The 21922-nt window shown below is 39.3% G+C and carries 24 protein-coding genes; 5 read left to right on the top strand and 19 right to left on the bottom strand.

Features of this window, described 5'->3' with window-relative positions; translation table 11 throughout:
• Positions 1–183 precede the first annotated feature (183 nt).
• From AC1DXF_RS23600 to AC1DXF_RS23620, 5 genes are all read left to right on the top strand, one after another.
• Entirely contained in the window at positions 184–2013 is a 1830-nt protein-coding gene (locus AC1DXF_RS23600; RefSeq protein ID WP_477451162.1) for a tellurite resistance TerB C-terminal domain-containing protein, read from the top strand.
• Entirely contained in the window at positions 2010–3323 is a 1314-nt protein-coding gene (locus tag AC1DXF_RS23605) for an ATP-binding protein (RefSeq protein WP_477451163.1), read from the top strand. Before AC1DXF_RS23600 ends, AC1DXF_RS23605 begins: the two co-directional genes overlap by 4 nt.
• Entirely contained in the window at positions 3323–5479 is a 2157-nt protein-coding gene (locus AC1DXF_RS23610) for a DEAD/DEAH box helicase (protein WP_477451164.1), read from the top strand. Before AC1DXF_RS23605 ends, AC1DXF_RS23610 begins: the two co-directional genes overlap by 1 nt.
• Positions 5464–6033: a Crp/Fnr family transcriptional regulator gene (locus AC1DXF_RS23615; RefSeq protein ID WP_477451165.1), complete on the top strand. Its 570-nt coding sequence runs from the start codon at positions 5464–5466 to the stop codon at positions 6031–6033. The genes AC1DXF_RS23610 and AC1DXF_RS23615 overlap by 16 nt, the downstream gene beginning before the upstream one ends.
• 121 nt (positions 6034–6154) lie before the next feature.
• A complete protein-coding gene (locus AC1DXF_RS23620) occupies positions 6155–6544 on the top strand; it encodes a RidA family protein (RefSeq protein WP_477451166.1) in 390 nt (129 codons plus the stop codon).
• 248 nt (positions 6545–6792) lie between these two features.
• Here AC1DXF_RS23620 and AC1DXF_RS23625 read toward each other — a convergent pair whose 3' ends face one another.
• The 19 genes from AC1DXF_RS23625 to gyrA form a co-directional block, all read right to left on the bottom strand.
• Entirely contained in the window at positions 6793–7089 is a 297-nt protein-coding gene (locus AC1DXF_RS23625; protein WP_477451167.1) for a hypothetical protein, read from the bottom strand.
• 11 nt (positions 7090–7100) lie between these two features.
• Positions 7101–8429 (bottom strand): phage/plasmid replication domain-containing protein, encoded by a 1329-nt coding sequence (locus AC1DXF_RS23630; RefSeq protein ID WP_477451168.1) that lies wholly within the window; start codon positions 8427–8429, stop codon positions 7101–7103.
• Positions 8426–8788, bottom strand: coding sequence for a hypothetical protein (locus tag AC1DXF_RS23635; RefSeq protein ID WP_477451169.1), 363 nt, complete (start codon positions 8786–8788; stop codon positions 8426–8428). Before AC1DXF_RS23635 ends, AC1DXF_RS23630 begins: the two co-directional genes overlap by 4 nt.
• 90 nt (positions 8789–8878) lie before the next feature.
• A complete protein-coding gene (locus AC1DXF_RS23640; protein WP_477451170.1) occupies positions 8879–9460 on the bottom strand; it encodes a hypothetical protein in 582 nt (193 codons plus the stop codon).
• The gene (locus AC1DXF_RS23645) at positions 9457–9930 is read right to left on the bottom strand and encodes a hypothetical protein (protein ID WP_477451171.1); all 474 of its coding nucleotides are present in this window, start codon (positions 9928–9930) and stop codon (positions 9457–9459) included. The genes AC1DXF_RS23640 and AC1DXF_RS23645 overlap by 4 nt, the downstream gene beginning before the upstream one ends.
• Positions 9931–9936: 6 nt before the next feature.
• Positions 9937–10521 (bottom strand): hypothetical protein, encoded by a 585-nt coding sequence (locus tag AC1DXF_RS23650; RefSeq protein ID WP_477451172.1) that lies wholly within the window; start codon positions 10519–10521, stop codon positions 9937–9939.
• A complete protein-coding gene (locus AC1DXF_RS23655) occupies positions 10518–11090 on the bottom strand; it encodes a hypothetical protein (protein ID WP_477451173.1) in 573 nt (190 codons plus the stop codon). Before AC1DXF_RS23655 ends, AC1DXF_RS23650 begins: the two co-directional genes overlap by 4 nt.
• Complete coding sequence (locus AC1DXF_RS23660) at positions 11090–11881, bottom strand: hypothetical protein (RefSeq protein ID WP_477451174.1); 792 nt, start codon at positions 11879–11881, stop codon at positions 11090–11092. Before AC1DXF_RS23660 ends, AC1DXF_RS23655 begins: the two co-directional genes overlap by 1 nt.
• Entirely contained in the window at positions 11881–12177 is a 297-nt protein-coding gene (locus AC1DXF_RS23665; protein ID WP_477451175.1) for a hypothetical protein, read from the bottom strand. Before AC1DXF_RS23665 ends, AC1DXF_RS23660 begins: the two co-directional genes overlap by 1 nt.
• A gap of 116 nt (positions 12178–12293) precedes the next feature.
• Complete coding sequence (locus AC1DXF_RS23670; RefSeq protein ID WP_477451176.1) at positions 12294–12698, bottom strand: hypothetical protein; 405 nt, start codon at positions 12696–12698, stop codon at positions 12294–12296.
• A 1-nt stretch (position 12699) separates the two neighbouring features.
• The gene (locus AC1DXF_RS23675; protein WP_477451177.1) at positions 12700–13617 is read right to left on the bottom strand and encodes a hypothetical protein; all 918 of its coding nucleotides are present in this window, start codon (positions 13615–13617) and stop codon (positions 12700–12702) included.
• Entirely contained in the window at positions 13617–13958 is a 342-nt protein-coding gene (locus AC1DXF_RS23680) for a hypothetical protein (RefSeq protein ID WP_477451178.1), read from the bottom strand. Before AC1DXF_RS23680 ends, AC1DXF_RS23675 begins: the two co-directional genes overlap by 1 nt.
• A gap of 113 nt (positions 13959–14071) precedes the next feature.
• Positions 14072–14401: a hypothetical protein gene (locus tag AC1DXF_RS23685; protein ID WP_477451179.1), complete on the bottom strand. Its 330-nt coding sequence runs from the start codon at positions 14399–14401 to the stop codon at positions 14072–14074.
• Between the two features lie 761 nt (positions 14402–15162).
• The gene (locus AC1DXF_RS23690) at positions 15163–15762 is read right to left on the bottom strand and encodes a lysozyme (RefSeq protein WP_477451180.1); all 600 of its coding nucleotides are present in this window, start codon (positions 15760–15762) and stop codon (positions 15163–15165) included.
• The gene (locus AC1DXF_RS23695; protein WP_477451181.1) at positions 15710–15931 is read right to left on the bottom strand and encodes a hypothetical protein; all 222 of its coding nucleotides are present in this window, start codon (positions 15929–15931) and stop codon (positions 15710–15712) included. The genes AC1DXF_RS23690 and AC1DXF_RS23695 overlap by 53 nt, the downstream gene beginning before the upstream one ends.
• Positions 15932–16385: 454 nt before the next feature.
• Positions 16386–16649: a hypothetical protein gene (locus AC1DXF_RS23700; RefSeq protein ID WP_477451182.1), complete on the bottom strand. Its 264-nt coding sequence runs from the start codon at positions 16647–16649 to the stop codon at positions 16386–16388.
• 252 nt (positions 16650–16901) lie between these two features.
• Entirely contained in the window at positions 16902–18149 is a 1248-nt protein-coding gene (locus AC1DXF_RS23705) for a tetratricopeptide repeat protein (RefSeq protein ID WP_477451183.1), read from the bottom strand.
• 6 nt (positions 18150–18155) lie between these two features.
• Complete coding sequence (locus tag AC1DXF_RS23710) at positions 18156–19274, bottom strand: tetratricopeptide repeat protein (protein WP_477451184.1); 1119 nt, start codon at positions 19272–19274, stop codon at positions 18156–18158.
• A 5-nt stretch (positions 19275–19279) separates the two neighbouring features.
• On the bottom strand, positions 19280–21844 hold the full coding sequence (gene gyrA, locus AC1DXF_RS23715; protein WP_477451185.1) for a DNA gyrase subunit A: 2565 nt from the start codon (positions 21842–21844) through the stop codon (positions 19280–19282).
• Positions 21845–21922 lie beyond the last annotated feature (78 nt).

The raw sequence follows: 21922 nt of genomic DNA on the forward strand, positions 1-21922 counted from the left end.
TTTAATTTTCCCAAACAAGATATTATAGAACCGAAAAAAGGCCGAAATAGTTTTAGATAAAAGTTGATAGGATAACATTGAGGTAACCTGAGTCATAAGGGTTCATCAATGTGCTTTATCATTTTTATTTTATTTCCGCTAACTAAAGTTTATATTAGTTTTACTAAAACCTTATCCTATAAAATGGATCAACAAATAGAAACTAATCCTTTAAATTACCTCGATCACAATAATGATCAGGGCAATGAAGATGATATTATAGATGTAACCGGCCAGTCGGCAGTTATTGTTTATGATCGTGATGTTTCAGCCGTTATTCATTATCCCGCAGGAGTTCCTACATGGGCACACCAATATATTTATTCAACTGATGAACTTAGAACGGGAACACCAGATCAGGTACAGTTTTACCAGCATTTTAAAAAGAGCTTCTTATCAGGTACTAATTTAGACCTGGAAGGGAACACCAATTATGCCTTTACACTGCTTTTTGACCTTTTAAAAGATTACAACGCTCATAAAGAATTGCCTCGCCTGGAAAAACAGATCATACGTTTGATATCTGCATATTCTAAAACAAGGCCACAGGGCTTATCTTCACTGAGCCTGGTTATGGAAGAGCAGGGTGACCAAAAGGGTATTGGGCGAATCAGGGAATTTCAGTACGCCGCTGTAAACGATTACGGCTTGAAGTTGGGTAATAAGTACCGGAAAAAGCTGAACCTTTCCGAGCGTGAAGTGGATTTGCTCAATAGGATATGGTACCCTGATAATAACTTTTGCAATATAGAGTTCTGTCTAACCGAAACCGTGAAATTATTCCTGTTGATGATAGCAGCACTTGATCACCGGTACCGAAAGGAGGGTACGGTTGTGGCAGTAGAATTTCACATGCTGGCCGATCTTGTTACACACCGGAAGCTGGGGGCCGGGATGAACAATTATAATTACAAATACACTATTCTATCGGCTTTAAACAATATTTATACACTGATTTTTAAATATACCGAAAACGCGGTACGGGATGCCTATGCGCATACCAGAAAACTGAATGTAGATGTTCTTGATCCTGATGCTGATATTTTAGAGTTATATGAATCCAAGCTAATTAGTAAGCTAAAACTGTTGTTTCCGGTTTGGATAAACAGGATCGAACAACCAGATGAGACTACAGAAATAGAACTCTTTACCCGCAATACTGCCCGTTGGAAAGTTAATTTTCAGTTGATCTGCGACAAATTTGGTAAAGAGGCGAAACAGTTTTATAAGCAGGTATTGGATTTAGCCAAACTTAACCATCAAAACCCTTCCGTAGAGATGATCTATTTTGAAGCGGCTAAATTTATTGCCAGGCAGGATAAAATTATAGCGCTCAGCTTATATATTCATCACATTCATGTCGATCTGAACTCATCGGTCTTTGATAACAGGTCGCTTAATAAAACCGTCCAAAAAAACCTGTTTAGTACCGGGGAGCAATTGGCGGATTTTGAGCATATAGTCAATGAGCTGATCCGGGATAAAGACCTTGAAAAAGCGTTAACAGCGGTCGAGAAGTTGTATCAGCCCAAAAGGAAAAAGATTCTGCTTGACCCTGATGCGATCAGTCAAATCAGCGAAAAACATTCGGGGACAGTGGAGCTGCTAAACCGGTATCTGGATGATGAGACTGAAGCAGAGCCTGTGAAGATGAAATCTCTGATTATCCCTACTGATGAAGTCGCGATTAGAATTACGCCAATTGCACAGGTTAGGCTTGGAAGCCTATTTCAACAAACATTATTATTTTCTGCTATTCAACTGGATGTGTTGGAACTATTTCGGAAAGGGAATCTAACTATACCTGTGATAGAACTTGAATCCTTTGCAAAACAGCATGGTGCTTTTAAAAATCAACTAATCGACCGGATCAATGAAATATGCTATGATTTATTAGACGATATTTTGATTGAAGAGGAAGAAGAAAATTATATTATCAACGAAAACTATTATCAAAACCTTTTAGCAACATGATAGCGAATATTAAACCTAAAGAAGCTACCTCTATTATCAATTCCCTTATTGGAGGAGTAGTACCCAAGATTGGTGTACAGCATATTACTGTCGGGCGTTCCGACGAAATCAATGCGGTTGTATCGGCACTGGAGGATGTCAAGAACGGACACAGCCTAGTGAAGTTCTGGATCGGGGATTTTGGTTCGGGCAAGTCTTTTATTTTACATCTGCTTAATACCGTAGCCTTGAAGCAGAAGTTTGTGGTTGCCAATGCTGATTTTACACCAGACAACCGATTATATGCTAATGATGGCAAGGGTACAGCTTTATATGCCGCCATCATGGATAATATAGCTATTCAGACCAAACCGGAAGGAGGAGCGCTACCAACATTGATGGAGAAATGGATAGAGCAAGTACTTGTGAAAACTGCGGAAGATAACCAAATCTCAATCACCGATATACGCAACGCGCAATACCTGCCGCTGATCCAATCGGGCATAATGAAGACAATTAATGAGCTTACTGATGTAGGCGGCTTTGATTTTGGAACAGTGGTGATGAAATACTATGAGGGTTATATTAATGATGATGAGATGCTACGAAGGAATGCATTGAAGTGGCTGAAGGGCGAATACACAACCAAAATAGAAGCCCGCCAGGACTTAGGAGTGAGGGAGATTATCAATGACCTGAACTATTATGATATGCTCAAAAACTTCTGCCGTCTGTTTGTGAGCATGGGCTACAGCGGTTTTGTCATCAACCTGGACGAGGCAATCAACCTATATAAGATATCAACAGCAGCCATGCGGGAGAAGAATTATGAAAAGATCCTGAGCATTTATAACGATTGTTTCCAGGGCAAGATTTCTAACCTGTATATCAACTTCGCTGGTACGCGGGAATTCCTGGAGAACGAGCGTAGAGGACTGTTCAGTTACCAGGCTTTGAAAACCCGGTTGGAAACCAATAAATTTGAAACGATTGATATTCGGGATTTTGCACAACCTGTTATCCGTTTGTTACCCATTGACAATAATGAAATATTTGTATTGCTCCAAAAGCTAAAATTTATTTTTGATCTAAATTACGGTTCAGAAATCGATTTTGACGACCACGATATCGCGCAATTCATGGAGGAGATATTTAACAAACCGGGCGCAGCAGAATTCCTGACACCAAGGGAGGTGATCCGGGATTTTCTGAACATACTCAATATCCTGCGGCAGAACCCTGGTTTTGATAAGCGAAAGCTTTTTGGCGAGATCCAAATCTCCGATGAACGCCCAACAGATGAATTGTTAGCAGGAATAGAGGAATTATAATGTCATTTGACCTGCTTTCTGTACCAATACGAAAATACATCCGGGAAAAACGCTGGGAACAGTTACGCCCCATCCAGACCGCGGCAATAGCCCGGATCATGACTACTGAGGATCATTATATTCTGGCCTCCAGAACGGCTTCAGGAAAAACAGAAGCTGCTTTTTTGCCAATCTTATCCAAGGTGAATTTTAATGGGAGAGGGGTACGGGTGTTGTACATTTCACCACTAATCGCTTTAATAAACGACCAGTTTGAACGAATTGAAAAATTATGCCGGGATTTGGAGGTAAAAGTAACTAAGTGGCATGGCGAAGCCAATAAAACTTTAAAAGATAAATTGGTCAAAGATGCGCAGGGTATCGTCTTGATCACGCCGGAATCTATAGAAGCGATGTTTGTGAACAGGCCTTACCAGGTTAAGGAGTTGTTTGCAAATCTTGAGTATGTTGTGATAGATGAAATTCATGCCTTCATTGGATCAGACCGTGGTGTTCAATTAAAATCTTTATTATCACGGTTACAGTCAATACAAACCATTCCTTTTAAAGTAGTCGGATTGTCTGCTACCCTGGGAGATTTTAATGAAGCAAAGAAATTCACAGGAGATGAATCACACACGAAGGTGCTGATTGACCGGACACCTAAAGAGATTGAAGCACACTTTCGATACTTTGAGGAAGAAACAGCGGAGTTACCGCTTGAGTTGTTAAAGGACCTGTATAAAGAAATCAGCTGTACCAAAGCATTGATTTTTCCCAATAGCAGGGGAAAGGCTGAATATGTAGCAGTTAAATTATTGAAAATTGCAGAAAGAGTAGGGGGACACCAGAACTACTTTTCACATCATTCCTCAGTCGACAAACAAGTGCGGGAATATGTAGAAGAATTTGCCAAGAGTAATATCTACCAAAATTTTTCCATCTCCTGTACATCCACGCTGGAGCTCGGCATCGATATTGGGACGGTGGATGAAGTGATCCAAATCGATGCAACACATAGTATCGCTTCGTTAATACAAAGGATAGGGCGTAGCGGCCGGAAGGAGGGAGCAGTAAGTAAGCTGTTTTTATATGCTACTTCTCCCTGGAGTTTATTGCAGTCGCTTGCTTGTTGGTTACTTTACAAAGAGGGATTTATTGAACCACCCTCGATTACCGACTTCTCTTATGATATTTTACTTCATCAGGCAATGTCAATCACCAAAGGACATTCAGGCATCAACAAATTGGAGCTGATAAGGCAATTGCAGAAGAATTTTGCTTTTAGTTTGATTACTAAAGCACAAATAATGGATATCATCGACCATTTGATCAAAACAGATTTATTGGAGCAATTGAGAGATGAAGTGATTATTGGTGTCGAAGGCGAGAAAATTGTTAATAAGCGAGACTTTTACAGCGTATTCCAATCACAGATTTACTTTAAAGTAGTCAACGCGGGAAATACAATTGGGCAAATTCCATTGTCTCCGCAGATTCGGGAGGATGAGAATATTTTCCTGGCTGCGAAAATCTGGAAGATCAGGTTTGTGGATTATGAAGCAAAAAAAATTGAGGTAATTAAAGCTGTTGATGGGAAAAGCCCGATATTTTCTGGGGATGGAGCAGATCTGCATGGCCGGATTAGAGAAAAAATGTATGAAGTATTGTTTAGCACGGAGCATTATGAGGTATTGAATGAAATTAGTGCAACGGAAATAGAAAAATTGCGCAGATATTTCAGGGTATTTAAGATCAGTAATCTGAAACTGGAAATGCCGCTAATGGTGGAAAAAAGCCAGTTAAGGCTCTTTGCTTTTTGCGGTTCCAAAGTCAATAGAACGATCAGTTGGTTGCTTGATTTGAATGGGATACAACATACAGGAAATGAAAGTACCGGAAGTTTTACGATAAAATTATTGCCAGAAGAGTTTGAAGCAAAATGGCCTAAGATTACAGATATATTGGAAGAAGCGGACGAACACCTGGAACGCCTGATTATGGAAAAACCAGGGATATTGTTTTTTTCAAAATGGGGACATTATTTACCGGTCAATTTACAGAAAGAGTTACTGAAACAGCAGTATTTTGATTTGGATGCAGCTTTTAAGATTAAGGATTTTGTTTTAATAAGGAATGCAGACGTTAATTCCTCTGATACATGCAGGAAAAACTAAGGGAACATATAGAAAAAATAGTACCGCTCACCGATGATGAGTTTGCGTTCGTATCCTCGCATTTTACTATTAAAAAGTATAAAAAACGCGAGTTTCTTATTCAAAAAGGCGAAAGCGTAAAATATTGTTATTTTGTGATATCTGGGCTTTTAATGTTGGTACATAACGATGAATCCGGAGATCAGCATATCGTTTCTTTTGCGATGGAGGACTGGTGGGAAAGTGATTTCCTGGCTTATTATATGCAAACTAAAGCAACCATGTCGTTAAAATGCCTTGAAGACAGCGTTGTGTTCTGCCTTTCGCTGCATGACTACCAAAAACTATGTGCAGGCCTGCAAAAGATGGAACATTTTTTTCTTAAAAAAGCAAATTTCGGTCACGTTGGTTCGCAGCAGCGCATATTGTCTTTCCTAACCTCCAATGCAAAGGAGCGCTATGAACAACTGTTAAAACAGTATCCTTCACTACTTCAAAGGGTACCTAAAACATTGATTGCTTCATATTTAGGTGTTTCCCGCGAAACTCTTAGCAGGCTTTGGCGTTCTGTTTAATTTTATTCAATTTTAAAATTGTGATGTTTGTCACGCAAAAAAAAAATGCGCTGTCTTCATCTTTGTGGTGAATATTTTTTAATAACCCGTCGCTCACGAGTGACACAAATTGAAAACAAACATGGAAAAACGAATAATTAACCCCTGGCAATGGCAGGATGATCGCAGTTATGTACAAGCCGTTGAAGTAAAGCAGCCAACAAGCACACTATATATTTCGGGGCAAACATCTATAGATGCTGAAGGAAAAACAAGTACTGCCGACATGAAAACTCAATTAATCCAGGCCATACAAAATTTGGAACAAGTTATCAGTACCGCTGGGTACGATTGCGGCGATATTGTACGGTTGAACATTTACACAACTTCGTCGGCCGAGCTTTTCGAATGCTTTGATATCTTTCAAGCCTGGATAGCTAAACATGGCATTAAGCAAGCGACTACTTTATTGGAAGTGAAAAGTCTTTTTGAAACATTAAAAATTGAATTGGAAGCTACAGTTGTAAAATGATCAATTTTTAAGTTTTTGTGACTTAAATATTAATTGCCGCAATATATCCATTTATCCCATAATTAACAGACTGTTAAATGACTTTGCGTGATATACCCCAGTGAAAAAAAAGGCCGTGGGAGGCTCTAAACGGGGTTTTGAGAAGTACACAGATTGTGTTTATGAATAAATCTATATCGCATAGACAATCACACCACTAATATAGTAGTTTTTTGACAATTGCAAAAAAAATATTATAATATTTTTTTTTAAAATGCTTTTAACAAAAACGAAATCAAAGATTGTTTCTGTTGGTTAGACTGGATAGTGTTTTGATTTGCAACAATGACGCTATCGTTACGGAAAAGTTTCTCTATATTTTTATCGTTAACATCAAGGCGGGAATTTACTAAATCAAAATTTGATTTTTTAATGTAACCGTCAGAAGATTCAAGAACGGTCTTAGTCAGCAAGAAGTTCCAACCAAGTAACACGATAACAGCAGCTATCAAAAATCTATTAACACTGACTTGCGACTTAAGGCGGTCAGCAACTTGATTATCCATAATAATAAGGTCTATTTTAAATGATGACGACCAAAGTAATATTTATAGTCCGAATAATCAAGGGTAGGGGCGGGCATACCCTGCAAAATACTTTCAGAGGTTATACCAACCTCTTTTAATTTTTTTTGATAGTGAAAGAAAGTAGAACGGGGAAGCAACTCACTTTTTCTCAACTCATCCAGTGAATAATATTGACTTAACAATGAAAGCGCAACTATCATAGGCTTATTGTACGAATTTTCACGCCTAAGCTTTTCATTTTCTTTTCTAATATTGTCCCGTTTTTCGTTTAAACTATCTACTTTTTGCATAACATCAAAAATTGAAAGCTTTTGGGTAAGCTGGTAATCTTTCACCTTATCCCAAAAGAAATTAAACATTTCTTTGAATAAGTCTAACGAGAAGTGAACACTTTGCGTTATAACAGCATCATGATGCGTTACCGGCTCAAAAACAAAATGCTTACTTTGTTCCACAAAACGCATAGCATTTTTATAAAATTCCGGTGAAGTTTTACGCGCCCACAAATGGTTTGTCTGATCGAAAACAAAAGGCACATACTTAGCATGCAATTCCGCCTTTTCAAACAGATAATTCATTTGAGACGCCCGGAACGTAACCTCATACCTTAATATCCGGTCGGCCATTTCCTGCAAATGGTCTAAGGTTTCACCAGTGTTATTTTTCTTAATCAACTCTTTACGGTCGTTCTTTTTGAACTCTGTACCCTTATGGTAAATTTTGAAAGAATAACGTTTAGTATGATAAAAAATAGTAGTACCGTAATCTTTACCCTCATTCTTTGAGGAACGGCCATATTTTTTTAACAATACCTTTTGTTGTTCCAAGTATGACAACGCATCATTTTTTGAGTTGAAAAACTGATTATAACAAAGGTCAAGACGTGTTAATTCAATATCAAACATCTTAACAGTTTGTAAAAAATGCTTTTTAACAAAGCCATGCACAAAATCCATAAAATATTGATAAACAGTTTCAGGAGATTGGCTGTAATACCTAATAAACTGTAAAATATTGGTACCAAACAAATACTTTGGAATAGCAAAATTAAAGGCTATGAAATTTTGCGAAATATTATAAACGTAAGATAAAGTATAATGACTTGAGGCAATATAAATAGAAGAACGCTTAGTAAAAGCAGTAATGTTATTAGTATCATGATGAAGAACAGCACGAATTTTGCTATTCTCAAAAACTTCGCCCGTGTCCTCATCAACCAAGAACGTTGTCGAACCGACTTTTGACGTCCGTTCAAATTGAGTTTTGATAATATTGTAAGTGTCGACATTGTTAAGTTTAAATTCGATTGTATCAATCATTTTGAAATAGGAAAATCAATGAATATTTGTTTAGGGTCAAGACCTGTCGCTTTACAGTGGTCTAAATAGATTTTATTGTTCCTTTCACGCTCCTTATCAAAATCTATATTTATCAAAGTCTTTTTAGCATTAATAGCCTGCTCAACAGCCTTGAAATAATCTATCTTGATACCAAACTCCTTTTCTAATTTCGTTTGGTCATACAGCACGCCGGCACGTGCCAGTGATTCATATGTAAGTGCATGAACGATATGCGAAAGCATATCCGTAGGTATATCCCTAAGATTAAAGTCGTAAAATTCTTTGCCGTCTTTAAATTCTTTGATATACCAAATCTTATGTTCAATTCTAATTGACATTTTGATGAATGGTTTAAGGTTTAGAATAGAGAAAAACAAAAGGCCGGGACGAACCCGGCCTAAATAACTATTGTCTTAGTTGGAAAGAAATTACGATTTTTTCCTTATGAAGAAAAACCAACCGGCCGCAGCGGCCGCACCTAATAATAAAATGTTTTTCATTTTGTCGTTAATTAAAAAGTCTAAAGCTTTTTGTTTAATGGAGGTATCTGATCGTTTATCCCACTCTTTTGGCTCCTTTGTACGTCCTATATGTACGCCCCATTTGTAAACACCAATTTCACCGGGGGTAAAATTGGTTTTAACAGCCGCTAATAATCCGTCAACATCTTTTGTTCCGAGCGCAAGCGCATCGCCTTTAGTGTACAACTTACTATCGGATTGGCCGAAGTTTAAGAGATCGTATTCAGGAGAACGATAAGAAGCCAATACTTTAAGGTCTGTAAACGTCCCATCCGCCTGTACGCCCGAAAGGGTTAACAACAATGCAACGTTTAACCTGGTATTACTAACTGGATTCCCAGTAAGCAAATCACCAAGCGTAAAGCCATAACCGTAAGGCTGATATTTGAGGTTTGAAGTTTTATCAAAAACAACATACTCCCCATCAAGGGAAAATTTGTTTTCAATCTGATCTGCTTTAAGTTTCGCAACTAATTCACTTTTTGTCATGTCCAAGTTTGCGTAAATTGACGTGTAAAGAATTCCGAAGTCATATCAATAGTATTAGCGGTAACACCATTATGAGCAAAACCACCGCCATCATCCCCTAACCAATAAAGGGTATCGATTTTATAGGGAACATCAGTATGAGCAACCAAATGAACAGGTTGCGGCATTTCTGATATATCATGAATATAATAATCAAAGGGCGGAATGTTAAGGTCAATTAAAACAGCGTCCCCTAACTTAAATTGTAAAAACAAATGACTAGGAGTATTATTAAGGATTGTTAAAAAATATGTGATATGAACGGGGTTACTTATTGGGTAATTAGCATATCCATCCGCATAACCAAGTGAATAGAAATTATTTCCATCAACCGGCGGATGGTCTACAGGATACTGATTATAACCGGCCTGATAAGCAGCCGAGACGTCCACACCCGTTTTGGGTGTAGGATCAGAGATGTTAATATTCATGATTTTTTAATTTGGTACAACCTGAACAGAAACGGGAACGTTTGCCGAAAAGTCGTGATGTTCATTAAAGTTTAAAGGAATCGTATTACTATTAACAGTAGTAGCAAATTGGCCAGAGGTAGACCCACCGGCAGGAACATTAACCACATTAACCGTCCATAAACGATTTGCTATATTAAGCGTCTTAGTTTGTCCCGGATACAAATCAATATCTACAGTAAGCCCGTCTATAGAACTTAAATGAATAATAGTATGAGAGTTAGAAGTGCCGTTATGAGCGGTTATTGTACCAGTTACAGCGCAGGTATTAGTGTCTATATGATCACTTACGTAATCAGAATCACTAACATTATTTGCCTTTGTGTCACCGGTCGCAACACCGGTCGCAGTATTATACTTCTCTAATGTTGCATAATGTGCATAACCGGTATTATTACCGTTACCATCTAAAACACAAGTTAGCGAACTTGCTAAAGCACGCCAACCATATGTAATAGATGGATTACCGGGGTCAACGGTAGTTGACGTTGTTTCATCACAGCAACGCAAATCGCTAAAACTGGATTTAATATAATGTCCCCATTTACTCATAACAACAAACATTTATAACCGGATACCAACACCTCAAATTCAATTGAGGGTATGAATGAACCGGTTAATACAGGTGTAAAAGAAGAGCCGTCATGTAAATAATAACTACCCGAAAGTTTAATATCAGTCAGATATTGCATACAATCCCGGCTAAATACCAACCCATCGCTTATTTCATCATACTGACTTAATATGAACTGTTTAAACGCAGCTTTATCCGCAGGGTCACTTAATGAGCCGTAAGACAACTGTATAAACGTACGGGTAGCACCGCTTAAGTTAAAAGTTAACCGACTATAGCCTAAGTTATTACCCGCAGTTTCCTGTTTCGGTAACAGCATATCCATATAGCCGACATAAATTGAATTTTGAAATTGCGTAGTTTGATGTTGGTTTAACTGATGGTCTAAAAAGTCATCCGATGGAAAACGAATAACACCTACATAAGCATTGACATTATCAAGCTTTTTTGATGTCACGTTTTGGAGTAACTGTTTACACCACTCTTCAGTACCGTAATCGTTACCTTTTACGAATACTTGCGAAAGTGTGTTTTTTTCTGCAATCATTATGTAATTAAATTAAGCCATGACGAAATAGAACCCAGTTCAGAACTGGTCAGAACTATATTTAAATGCTGTTTCAAAGTACCTGACAATTTGTTGACACCCCATGAACTGCCAAAAGTCCACAACGACCCGTTTAGAACGTGGCTAAACGAACCTGCATACTTTGGTAATTCACGCACCCCATAGGCGGTAGCAACCAATTGAAAAGTCTGTTTACTCATACTTTTTACCGTTTTAACTATCTGATCATGGTTAACCCAAGCAGAATCCATAAGATCATGAAGCAAGCCGGCATTTTTCATATGCAAACTGCCAACTGAAAAGCCGGTCTTAGCTAGCCCGGTAGCAGTCGCTTTATTATTTTGAACAGCGGCGGCAGTACTATCAACATAGCTTTCACCTATTATATTTTCTGCTTTATCCTTTGCATTGTCTAAAGCCGAATTACCAAGAGGTTTTAAAATTCTGATATAAAGTAAGTAAGCACCATAACCGATAGCGCCCATAATAGCTATATCTAAAATCTTTTTAGGTTGCGGCACTGAAAAGCCCGAGGCTTTAAACGATTTACGATAAGCCATTTTATAGGGATTTTTGAGGTTTTTATTAGGCTTAAAGTCTAAAACTTCGCCCGTTTCGGGGTCTACGTTTTGTGTAGTTTGGTAATAATGCCGATCACGATTATTTGACCTGTTTTTATAATTTCCTTTATAGGAGTTGTCATAATCGCCAATACCGTCACTCTTACCAAACATTCTCATAAACCCATCGATATTACCCTCAAATGCCATTATCCGGGCATATCGTTAGTGTCCGGCTCATCATCGCCGGGATTCATTGCGTTTTGAATAAAACGCACAATAAAGAAGAAGCTGAAAGCCAATCCTATACGCACGTACCAACTGTCTAAATGTTTGAAAACTTTGTCTTTTAATTCAAGATCAACGCTTTCACGTTCTTTGCGTTCGACCTCTTTTATATTTTGGTCATACCACAAAGCCGCCTTATTAGTCAATTCGTTTAAGTCCGTAGGATCAATAGGAGCAGTTTTTTGCAAAACCGCATTTATCAAATTTGGTAATTTCATTAAGTTATTTTTTATAAATTTAGATTTAAGACACTTTTAAGCCGGGAGCCATAAACAGCCCCCGGCATAAATAAAGCGTCTTAAACTTCTTAAAAATGATTGTTTTAAGTTAGATTTTATTTACGGCCACGACCGGCAGTTAAAAGGAGCAATAAACCGCCACCAATAGCAGCAGGTATAGCCCAAGAGGGGAGACCGCCGGGAGTACCGGCATCGCCAAGGCGACCACCTACGCCAGTATTTACGTCAACTTGTGCGTGTGTTTTACCGGCCATTAAGCCGGTAGCAGCCCCCAAAAAACCCGTAATAGCGCCACCAATAGACGGTGAAGCAGGTGAATTACTTTGAGTACCATCGACAGAAGTAACAACAGCGCCACCAGTGGCATTACTTTTGTTTTTGTCAAACACATTGCCAAGGCCTTTAATACCAACATAGCTACCTACTACGTTACCGGCAGTCTTCCCAACCACTTTAGCTAAACCGAGGTTTATCTTACCAAAGGTTTTCCAAAACGACATGTTACGTAGTTTTTGCAGGGATGGCAGCAACGGCCTTTTCCTGATGTTTGGCTTGCAGGTTAGCAGCTTTGTTTAATATGGTCATATCAGTACGGTATGTCCAATACACAAGGATGTTCTTACCTTGCGTAACCTGCCCAGAATTAAATTTGATGTCAAGTTCAACCGAATTAAAATGCTGATGGAAATCCATCAACACGAACGATTGATCTTGCTGGAATGACGTTGCCAAATCATAGTTTGCGCCAACGGGAATAAGTTGCTTTCCGTACCGGGATACCTTTGATAAAATCAAATCACCGAACGTCAAATTTTCGCTATAGCGATCTGACGAAACGGTAATGTTCTGAATCACGTTATTTGTGAAGTCGGTTTTATCGTAATTCAAGATAACCGCACGTTTAACATTATCGCCCAAATCATATTTGCGGCTACTTTCAGAAGCTTGAACCACTACCGTTTTGATAGATGGAATAAACTCTTCATAACCTACTGATTTTAAAGGCTTGATTTCAAGATAGGAACTAACCTGTATTGCGGAGGTAAACAAGTCCTTCAGGTTGGTAACCTCAATAAAAAGAAAATCGTCACCTTTAAGATTGATATGTCCGCCAAACGGTATCATAAAGGCAACAAGAGAACCCAGGTTACTATTAATTGTGGCACCGGCTGTATCAAATGCGTATTGATTAAGCATATCAATACTTGAAGCAAGCCCCAACTTTTTAAGATCGTCCTGAACGATAATGTCCTGTTGCCCGTTTCGGTTAAGGATCACTTTAACTACCGATTGTTCGAAATCAACATCCGAACTTACAGGGGTTCCACTTGGATTAATAAGATAGGCCAACACCGCTAAGCCGTTTATTGTCTGATTGCGGATGTTTTCTGTTTGTGTTTCACGATTACGTATAATCATTATGCAGCGTGGTTTTTAAGTTTTTCAATCATTGGTTTTAACTGGTCTTTAAAAAAGTACCAGACGCCGCCAACAATAGCGGCAAGGAGGATAAAAGGTTGCAAAGCACGTGGGATTAAACGCCCCACAATTGGAATACGAGAACCGCCACGGCCGGAAGAGCGACGACCGCTATAGCGGGGTTTATTGTAACGGGGTTTATTATAACCACCACCGTAAGAACTACGACCGCCAGAGCGGCGAGATTTAAAAAATGCCATGCTTTTTTGTTTTAGCTTGTTATACTTAGTTTGCAAAGCACGTAGTTTATTTGTTTTAGGTTTACGTGTCTTTTTTGTCATTATGAACTGATAAATCAATAAATGTGATTGTAGTAAATCAGAGGTTAGAGGTTTAAAAGTCCAACCCGTTGGACTGAATGTTCCGTGTTACAAACTTGGAACATACACACATCTTAAGCCTGTAAAACAGGGATGTAATGAGAAAGGGTAGAACCGTTGTTAACGTCCATTAATTCACGGCTAAGTAAGCCTTTTAGTACTTCGCAGTAAGTAACACCGTACTTTATACCGAGCAATTGAAGCTGTTTAAAGTCCTCAGAATCAATTAATAATTTAATAAGCTGATCCGTTGCCTTTGGCTTAAGTCGCTTTAAGCGGAAGCTTGAAACAAGTTCATAAGGCAAATCATTTTGAAACGTTTCAACGCTTTTAGAAGCAGCAGGAGAGCCAACAGTACTTTTAACTGTTTTCGCTTTTTTGATCGATTGAGTTGTCTTTTCCATCTTTGGAGTTTTTAAGTTTTGTAATTAAATTAAAAAATAGGTGAATTAGGGTAGAGGCAAGCAGAGCGCCAGTATAGTTTACAATTGTATTGCCTATGCTATGCATATCAGGCATACTTGCGGCGATAGGAGCGGCACCGGCAACCACTTGCGTGATAGGGTGCGTTAAAGTGTCTGTGTTCAAAGTCGAATATGTATTTTTTCGATTTCGCCCTTAAACCAAAGGTTTGTATACCATGCCTGAAAATACCAACGAAACACTTTAGCACGATAACGTTTAAATGTACCAAATGAACGATGGTCATAATCAAGATCACGGAAAAGACCAGGTGTCCCCCTGTAAAACGGGGTATTAGGCAGGAAAGGCAATTGTTTTTTTAAGATGTACATAATTTTGGAGGTTAAAAGTTAGAAAATCAAGTGCATAGGGGATACCAAGAAAGGCCGTAGCGCCCCTTACCAACACGCCTATTTCATAGCCATGCCGATTTTAGGGCTAACAGCCTAAATCCTTGTAATCCACTAAATGCACAGTTTTTTTGATGAATGGTATAGGTTAATGTAGTTAAAACGAAACGGGCCGGTTGTGTTTTGTAAAAGACCCAACCTGTTTACGATAATAAAAAACATTGCCCCAACGCCAGTCAGGGTATTTGCGATCAAGCCACCTATAGAGCTTATCGAATTTTGTAATGCCGTGAAACTTAAGAAACTGAATAGAATCAGCCTTTATAATGACATTATAAAATTTCTGCTGCATACTACGTTAAAAAATAAGCGGCAGCACCGATACAAACAGCCGCAATAATGCCAGTTTTAACAACGGGCGAAACAGGAGGGAGGCCGCTATTAAAAATAGCTATCTCTTTTAAACGCCTGCTATGAAGTGCAGTAGACGTAATCAACTCACCACTACCGTTTTTATGCGTTTTATCGTATTGGAGCATCTTATCAGTAACGGCTTTAACGTTGCGGCTACCGTTCCAAAGGGTAATAATTTTTCCAAGGGCGCCAGAACCCTCATTATAACCAAAACTGACTAACATGTCAAACTGGTTTTGTGTGGGTTGAACTTTTAAATCCCGGTTAATTTGAACCTCTAAAGGATAAACGTCTTCCATTAACAAAGTAGTACCTTTTGCAACGGTTATAATTTGCGTTCGCAATGCGGTTTCACCGATACGTATCTGATGGCCGTAACCAATGGAATACATTTGCACACCATTCGAAAAACCATCCGGGTACGCTTTAGAACTAAAGCTTTCCCATTGTTTTAAGCGGCTAATAGCCGCAGCAGATGTTTTCATACTATGCGTACTTAAAGTAAGTGCCAAGACCGCCAAGAGGTAAATAAACCTCATTTTTAGGCGCACTATGTTCGACATTATCCATCTTAAGCGGAAACGTATAAACAACATCTTTGCCATTATCAGATACAATCTGAATCAGCAACTTTGCGCCCTTAACCACGTGAAAACCTATTTCACCGGGGCTAAGTAGTAAGGGTTTTTCTAAAATTTGGACGGCCATTGTTATTATTAATTAGAGGTGACTGAAATTTGTGAAGTAATATTTCAATTGACTTGATCTGAATCCTGTATTCACGGTCTCGAATAGAAACCAATGTTTTCTTTGAATCCGGTTGTAGATGTTTTTTAAAAAACTCCCAATTGAAATGTTCGTTTAGATAAAGTTTTTCAAGAAGAGCAATCAAAGTAGCACGTTCTTTTTTACTAAACGAATGGGATAGTACAGAAGATTTTGTCATAGCTTGAAGTTTTAAAATTTATGTAAACCACCAGTTAACACGTTGTATGCTAACAGCACAAAGCCGACAGCAGCGGTTAGAGATATAAACCAAATTAACAGGTACAGAAACCTGTATAGTAATTTTTCCATAATGTTTGAAGTTTGAGGTTAAAAAAGTTTTTAAACAAGTAAAGCGCCCCGGAGGGCGCTTTACAGAAATGAATATGTAGTAATCTTAACTTACTATAATATTATGCAACGGCTCAATTGCTAAAGGTTTAGCCCGCCTAAAATGTGGAATTGTTTTACCATCCTTTAAATGTTGTAACGCCTGTTCAGACATCCGGAGGTGACAACGCTCCATCCGGAGTAAAACAAACGGTGGTCTGAAATCAAAGGTCGGAATGATAACAAACTGTTGTTTGATATCAACCCAAACGGGCAAGATATAGCCCAGATCATACGTGACGCCTTTGTACGTCATTGTAACTAATTGCATAAGTTTAATAATAGTTTAAGGTTGTAAGTACTAAGTAATTTCTGTTAAATGCAACCGGTGAAAAAACGGGTTGCAGATACCCGAATATTATATTAAATTTTTCGGGGCTTTTTTGAATTTTATTATTTCTGTATAACAGTGAATGTCAAAGAACTAAAACACACAATTTGCAAAGTTCCATAATTAACATTATGTTAAATAGATATATTAAAGAAAGAGGCTTTACAATGAAAGCCTCTCCTTTTAATAGTATTATTGTTTTGGCAATGCCTCTATCTGTGCTTTTATTTTAGTTGCATTTGCCTCGTCTTTTACGCCCAGGTAATAAGTACGTAAGTTTGTCAACGCATCAATAGATTTTGGATTTAAATCTGCGGCTTTTAACAAATATGGTTTTGCAGCCTCAAATTGAGTTTTTGCTTTCGCAATAGCTATATCATATTCTTTTTGTTTGTTGGCCGGCAACTTATTGGCGGCGTTATAATCGTCGATAGCCGGGTTAATGATAACGTAGCCTAAATTCAGGTTGGCTTCAAAATAGTTAGGATCTATCTCTAAGGCCTTTTTGTACATTTCGGCAGCTTTGTTATAGTTTTCAACTTTGCTTGCCTGTAATTTGGCTTTTGTAGCGGCATCTTTCGCTTTAGCTTGTTCCCTTATAATTGCTTCTGCGGTTTGTGAATATGTTAAACCTGCATAATAATATAAAGTTTTGTTTTTAGGATCGGCCGCTAAAGCGCTTTGTATTTTGTCCAATACTTCTTTTTCTTTGCCGGTTTGCAGGCTTATTTCAATTTCTCTTTTACGCAGGTCGGCATTATTAGGGTATTTAGCCACACCGTCACTAACCGCTTTAAGCGCGTTTGCTGTATCGGCATTTAACAGGTAAACAGACGAAAGATCAAGGTAAACGCCCTGTACCTTTGAAAATTTGGTTGTTAACAACTTGGTGTAGTTTGATATGGCTGCAGGGTAATTTTTTGAATTTGCTGCCGATAAACCGGTGTAATAAATAGCATTGGTATCTTCGGGCAATATGGTGCGGTAATAATCAAACGATTTATAGGCAAGGTCATATTTACCGCTTCCGTATTCGGCAACGCCTTTGGTAAGCTGGTATTGGGCCAGGTTTAAGTTACCTGCATCAATAAGTTGCTTGTTTTCGCCTTTGGTATCCAACTCTTTAGCTTTTTTTAACGCTTCTTCGGCAGTTGTAAACAATGGCAACGAGGTAGCGGCTACCGAATCCAGGTTGGCATAGGTAGAGTAAATAACACCTTTTAACGCGTAAGTAAGCGGCAATGTAGCCGTTTTTTCGTTAGCGGCAGCTTTATCAATAGAAGTGCGCGCGGTGGTTAAACTTGCTTTAGCCAAAGGTGTACCCCTTAAGCCTTCATACTTTTCATATTCTGATTTGGCAGTGTTCAATTCGCCTTTTTGCGCAAACGTTGTTGCGGAAACTAAGCCCAGCAGGCCCGCCATCAAAAGTTTGATTTTCATGTTTTATTAGTTAGTTAGCTGTTTTAATTTATTGTTTATTTTGTCAAGTTGATCTTTGTTATTGGTTTTAGCATATACAATTTGCAAAGCCTGTAAACCCTTCACATTTCCCGGCGATATTTCATTGGCCTTTTCGAGCCATTGAATAGCCATGCCAATATTTCTCTCGCTCTCCCCCTCCTGCTTTGTTAAAGCGCTTTCCTTTAAGTACAACAAGCCCAGGTTAAGTGCCGGATCATAAGCCGAGCCATTTAACTCAATAGTATGTAAATAAAGCGATTCGGCCTGTTCGTATTTGTTCAGATGATCGTAGCAATTGGCGGCTACGAATGCAATATCGGCGTTATTTGAATTAATATCAAGTAGTTGCGCAATTAATGGCTCTAACGATTTATAATCTTTTAAATTGTTGTAAATATTGGCTTCGTCCAGCAATAAAAACCTGTCATTGGGTACCAGCTTGCGGCCTTTCTTCAATATTTGAAGCGCTTTCGCGGTGTCGCCTAATGATTTGTAGATGCCCGAAGCAGTTTCAATGTATTCGGTACGGGTGCTATCAACAGCCAGCAGGTTGCTGTAATATTTGGCCGCATCAACCAAATTGCCCATTTTATTATTAGCATAGGCTATGTAATCATTAACCGGTTTAAAATTCGGCGCGTATTTTTTAGCGTTTTCAAATGCCTGCCTGCCGTTGGCAAAATCAGAATTATTTACAAATTCAAACCCTTTCCTGATGAATACATTGGCCAGGCAACGTTTTACGTAGTCCATTTCGGGCTGATAGTTGTATATCTTGCTTTTGGCCAAGAGTTTATCGGTAAGGTCGGCTGTTTGCGCCAATAACGCAGGCGGCTGCCCAAGCGTATTTGCCGAATCGACGAATAAAATGCTCGCATTAATCAGGGCCCGGTACGTATTTTTAGCTAAATCTGCCGAATCTGATTTGGTAACCACCAGGCTATCGGCCGATTTTTTGGCCGCCCGCAGGTATTTCAGGTCTTTGTTTTGCTTGTAAAAAGCAAGGTTATTAACTACAACTTTCAGCGCTTCAGATTGAGCGAAGGCAAAAGTTGTAGTCATAAATGGTATTAAAACCGATAAAACAATTTTACGGCACTGCATATTTGTTATTCAGTTGGTGGTTCGTCAGTTTTTGATTCTTCGCTGCTTTCGGTCGCCTCATTTTCATCGGCTGTACCTGCTTCTGCATTTTCATCAATTTCCTTCTCTTCATCCTCGTCGTGCTCAATTTTAGCAACCGAAGCAATCTCATCGTTACCCTTAAGGGTTATCAAGCGTACTCCTTGCGTAGCCCTGCCCATTGTACGCAGCTCGCTTACGGCAATACGGATGATAATACCAGATTTGTTGATGATCATCAAATCTTCTTTATCTGTAACACCTTTTATGGCAACAAGGTTTCCGGTTTTTTCGGTAATATTTAAAGTTTTTACACCTTTACCGCCACGGTTGGTTACCCTGTAGTCGTCAATATCGGTACGTTTACCGTAACCTTTTTCTGATACTACCAGTACGGTTGTCTCGCTGTCGTTAATGCTGATCATACCAACAACCTCATCTGTTTCATCATCCAAAGTAATACCACGAACGCCGGTAGCGGTACGGCCCATCGGTCTAACTGTCGACTCGTTGAAGCGGATAGCCCTACCCGATTTAAGCGCCATAACAATTTCGCTGCTACCGGTAGTTAAGGTTGCTTCTAATAATGAATCGCCTTCGTTAATGTTAATGGCGTTGATACCATTAGCACGCGGACGGGAATATGCTTCCAAAGAAGTTTTCTTGATGGTACCTTTTTTGGTACACATGATAATAAAGTTGTTTTCCAGGTACTCTTTATCCTTAAGGCTTATCAGCTTAATGTAAGCTTTAATGTTTTCCTCTTTAGGGATATTGATGATATTCTGGATGGCACGTCCTTTCGATGTACGCGTTCCCTCAGGAATTTCAAATACACGTAACCAGTAACACTGGCCCGATTCGGTGAAGAACAGCATGTAGTTGTGGTTGGATGCAACAAGCAAATGCTCAATAAAATCGGCATCGCGGCTATTGCTGCCAATAGAACCCTTACCACCCCTGCCCTGGCGGCGATACTCGGTTAAAGGTGTACGTTTAATGTAACCTTCGCGCGATATGGTGATCACCACATCTTCATCCTCAATAAAGTCCTCAGTTTGCATTTCGGCAGATGAGTGAACCATTTCGGTACGGCGCTCATCACCATATTTCTCTTTGATCTCTAACAGCTCATCTTTAATGATCTGCATCCTTAAACCTTCATCAGCCAGGATAGATTTCAAATGTTCAATCAGTTTCATTAGGGCCGCGTATTCGTCCTTGATCTTATCACGCTCAAGTCCGGTTAACCGGCGAAGCGTCATATCCAATATAGCACGCGCCTGGATATCACTTAATCCAAACTGGGCCATTAAACCTTCCCTTGCTTCATCAGGTGTTTGCGATGCGCGAATCAGGCGGATAACTTCGTCCAGGTGATCTAAGGCGATCAATAAACCTTCTAATATATGGGCGCGTTTTTCGGCTTCAGAAAGTTCGAATTTAGTACGGCGGATAACAACCTCGTGCCTGTGCTCCACAAAGTGATGAATCAGATCTTTCAGGTTCAGCATCATCGGGCGGCCGTTAACCAGCGCGATGTTGTTTACACTAAATGAAGTTTGTAACGCGGTGTATTTGAACAGGTTATTTAGTACGATAGCTGCATTAGCTTCGCGTTTTATCTCGTAAACTATGCGGATACCTTCCCTGCTCGATTCATCACGGATGGCAGAAATGCCCTCCAGTTTTTTATCGTTCACCAGTTCGGCAGTACGCTCAATCATCAGCGCCTTGTTTACCTGGTAAGGTACTTCGGTAACAATAATACGTTCCCTGTCGTTACCATGGGTTTCAATCTCGGCCCTTGAGCGGATAACAATCCTGCCCCTGCCTGTTTCTAATGCTTCACGCGGGCCTTCAAAACCGTAGATGATACCACCTGTAGGAAAATCGGGGCCTTTTACGTATTTCATTAGCTCGGTAACCTCTATCTGGCGGTTATCAATTAATGCCATGGTGGCGTCAATAACCTCCGATAAATTGTGCGGCGCCATATTGGTAGCCATACCCACCGCAATACCCGATGCGCCGTTAACCAAAAGGTTAGGGAATTTTGCAGGTAAAACGGTTGGTTCCTGTAACGAGTCGTCGAAGTTTAATTGAAAATCGATGGTATCTTTGTTGATGTCGGCCAGCATCTCTTCAGCAAGCTTTTGTAAGCGGGCCTCTGTATAACGCATTGCCGCAGGCTCATCGCCATCTATCGAGCCGTAGTTGCCCTGTCCTTCTACCAGTAAGTAACGCAGGCTCCACTCCTGGGCCATACGCACCATGGTATCATAAACAGATTTATCGCCATGGGGGTGATATTTACCCATTACCTCGCCCACAATACGGGCCGATTTTTTGTAGGGCTTGTTGTTATTTAAACCCAAATCAAGCATGCCAAATAATACACGCCTGTGTACGGGTTTTAGTCCGTCGCGGACATCGGGCAGCGCCCTGGAAACAATCACCGACATTGAATAATCAATGTATGCCGATCGCATTTCCTCATCAATATTTATCGAAATTATTCTGTCTTCTTTGCTTGAATTATCGTCAGCCATTTTTATTTATTTGTAGAACCTTCTCTCTGTTTTTCGTGTTAAAAATTGATTTTTAAACGACCTGCGAAGTTAAGAAAA

This window comes from Mucilaginibacter sp. P2_A5 (assembly GCF_056404995.1).